Origin of the sequence: Paenirhizobium naphthalenivorans (genome assembly GCF_007992095.1) — a bacterium.
Lineage (GTDB): Bacteria > Pseudomonadota > Alphaproteobacteria > Rhizobiales > Rhizobiaceae > Allorhizobium > Allorhizobium naphthalenivorans.
Genome location: NZ_BJZP01000078.1, coordinates 1 through 2,159, shown reverse-complemented (window position 1 = coordinate 2,159; position 2,159 = coordinate 1). Strand labels below are relative to the sequence as shown.

Here is a 2,159-nt window from a genome sequence, read left to right as displayed (position 1 = left end):
ATCAGGTCTATGGCTTTGGTCCGCCGCATCGGGGACAAATCAGATTCTACCGGAGGGGTGGCGTGGTGTCGACCTTGAAATGGGCGCAAGTCTCGGCCGCGATCAATCCCTTCAACGCCAACGTGACCTTGTGACGGCTGTTCGGCAGGCTGCCGGAACACGAGAGACCGTCGTCGTGCTTCCCGAGAGCACACTGGGCTTTTGGACGCCAACGCTCGAACGTTTCTGGCGGAATGAGCTGCAAGGAACGCACGTGACTGTGGTCGCCGGCGCGGCGGTCGTCGATGCGGTTGGCTACGACAACGTCATAGTGGCCATCGATGCGCATGGAGGGCGTGTCCTCTATCGCGAGCGCATGCCTGTGCCGGTTTCCATGTGGCGTCCATGGGAGCGATGGACAGGAGAGACCGGCGGCGCCCGCGCCAGCTTCTTTGCCAATCCCGTCGTCGAACTCGCGGGCCGAAAGATCGCGCCTCTTATCTGCTACGAGCAGCTCGTACTGTGGCCCATTCTCCAGTCGATGCTACACCGACCCGACGCGATCGTCTTGATGGGCAATGGCTGGTGGACGACGGGTGGCAACATCGTCGCCATCCAGCGCGCGAGCGCCAAAGCCTGGTCCGCCCTGTTCGGCGTCCCCCTTGTTATTTCCTTCAATACCTGAACTTTGGAGCCTTCGTCATGGATGCTGCCTTTATCGCGGAATGCGCCGATCCCTCCCTGAAACCCGCTATCGTTGAGCAGTTCGTAGCCGCTGTCGGTCCGGGCGATCCGCTGGCTGTCACGGTCAAAGCCGGAGAGCGGCTCATCCTTGTACCAAAACCGAAGACCGCCGACGAGGCGATGGAGATCATACGCCAGTATGTCGGACAGGCCGTCGTACGTGTGGGCCTTACACAGTTCCCGGCGGGTGTCGGCGTGAAGGACGCGTCCGCGCTGAAACCAGATCTGGTTGACCCATGCGAAAATCTTCGCATGGGGACGAGGATGTTTTCAAAGATCATGCGCATCGTTGCAAAATGGTATGGCAACCCAACGAGCAAAGAGGTGCTTCCACAGATCTTCGAAGATGCCGTTTACGCCTGGAACACCGGCCAGTTCGAGGGGCAAAGCGTGTTTCAGGCGGAGGATCCAGGTGGGACAATCGTCGATCGGAAGGACGTTTCTTCGGATGCCGCAGACAAACCTGATGATGCCACCGCCTCGCAGAGCGAAGGGGAGCCCTCAGACGAAAAGGAGGTTGGGACCGCGGGAATTCGGGTCGATCTGTCCCGGATCGGCGGGCAGTAACGCCCAAACACTGCAATCCGGCGGTGTATTCGTGACACTGAGCTCGTCAAGGCCATCCACCGAACTTGGAGTTCGGGCGTCAAGATAGCCCGGCGCGGACACTTATGCCTACCGTGCCGCGACTTCGATATCGGTGTGTATGAAGTCATCTCCCTTGAACAGCAAAGGCGCCGAAAGGCTTTTGGCGAGCGCGTATGCGGCACAGTCGGCAAGGTTAAGCCTAGCCTTCGCATCGATGCCCTTGCCGTACTTTCCGAAGGCCTCTGAAGCTCTTCGAGCCTGCTCCTCATCAAAGGGCAGGATCTGGACGCCGTTGTCTGTCAGAAAGAGCCAGAGGATTCGCTCACCCTCCGGCCCTCTACGGCGACGTAGAACGACCGCACATTCATGGGCGTTGACGGCCGACATCGTGAGATCGTCGGCATCCTGAATTACGCGAGCGTATAAAGCGCTGTCGTCTTCCCGTTCGAGGATGGCGACCACTGCGGAGGAATCGATGACGATCATTGTTCGTTCAGGTCGTCGAGAATCTCTTTCGGCGAGGATGGGTCAAACAGCGGCAGGGCGGAGACCTTTTCGCCGACGGCCATCATCTGCTCGACGGTCATGCGGTTGCGAACAGGCAAATCAGTGGAAACGCCAAGCGCCGCAGCCTCACGTTCGAGCGCCGCGCGAATAAGATCATCCGGTCTGCGGCCCACACGGGCCGCAACCTTTCGGGCAAGCTGTTCGGTATCGTGTGTAAGCTGCAACATGGTCTCTCTCTAATGACAGTCCAGATATAGGACATTTTTGAAGACAATGACAGATGGATGGACCGCACTGTCTGAAAAGCGAGGTCGATCGATCGACATACGACACGTTTTCCG

General features: G+C 58.8%; 4 protein-coding genes. 2 read left to right on the top strand and 2 right to left on the bottom strand.

From position 1 onward, the window contains the following. Together RNA01_RS23110 and RNA01_RS23105 are read left to right on the top strand one after the other, a co-directional pair. Positions 1-664, top strand: a 664-nt coding sequence (locus RNA01_RS23110) for a carbon-nitrogen hydrolase family protein (RefSeq protein ID WP_268906712.1), incomplete at its 5' end; no start/stop codon positions are given. Positions 665-681: 17 nt separating this feature from the next. Further along, positions 682-1,290 carry a TraH family protein gene (locus tag RNA01_RS23105; protein WP_147182429.1) on the top strand — a complete coding sequence of 203 codons (609 nt, stop codon included), beginning with the start codon at positions 682-684 and terminating at the stop codon, positions 1,288-1,290. Positions 1,291-1,398: 108 nt separating this feature from the next. Here the strand turns inward: RNA01_RS23105 and RNA01_RS23100 are convergent, their stop codons facing one another. Both RNA01_RS23100 and RNA01_RS23095 read right to left on the bottom strand, forming a co-directional pair. Beyond that, positions 1,399-1,797 (bottom strand): type II toxin-antitoxin system VapC family toxin, encoded by a 399-nt coding sequence (locus tag RNA01_RS23100; protein WP_147182428.1) that lies wholly within the window; start codon positions 1,795-1,797, stop codon positions 1,399-1,401. Further along, positions 1,794-2,045, bottom strand: a complete 252-nt coding sequence (locus tag RNA01_RS23095) for a hypothetical protein (protein WP_018326249.1) — start codon at positions 2,043-2,045, stop codon at positions 1,794-1,796. Before RNA01_RS23095 ends, RNA01_RS23100 begins: the two co-directional genes overlap by 4 nt. Between the last annotated feature and the right edge of the window lie 114 nt (positions 2,046-2,159).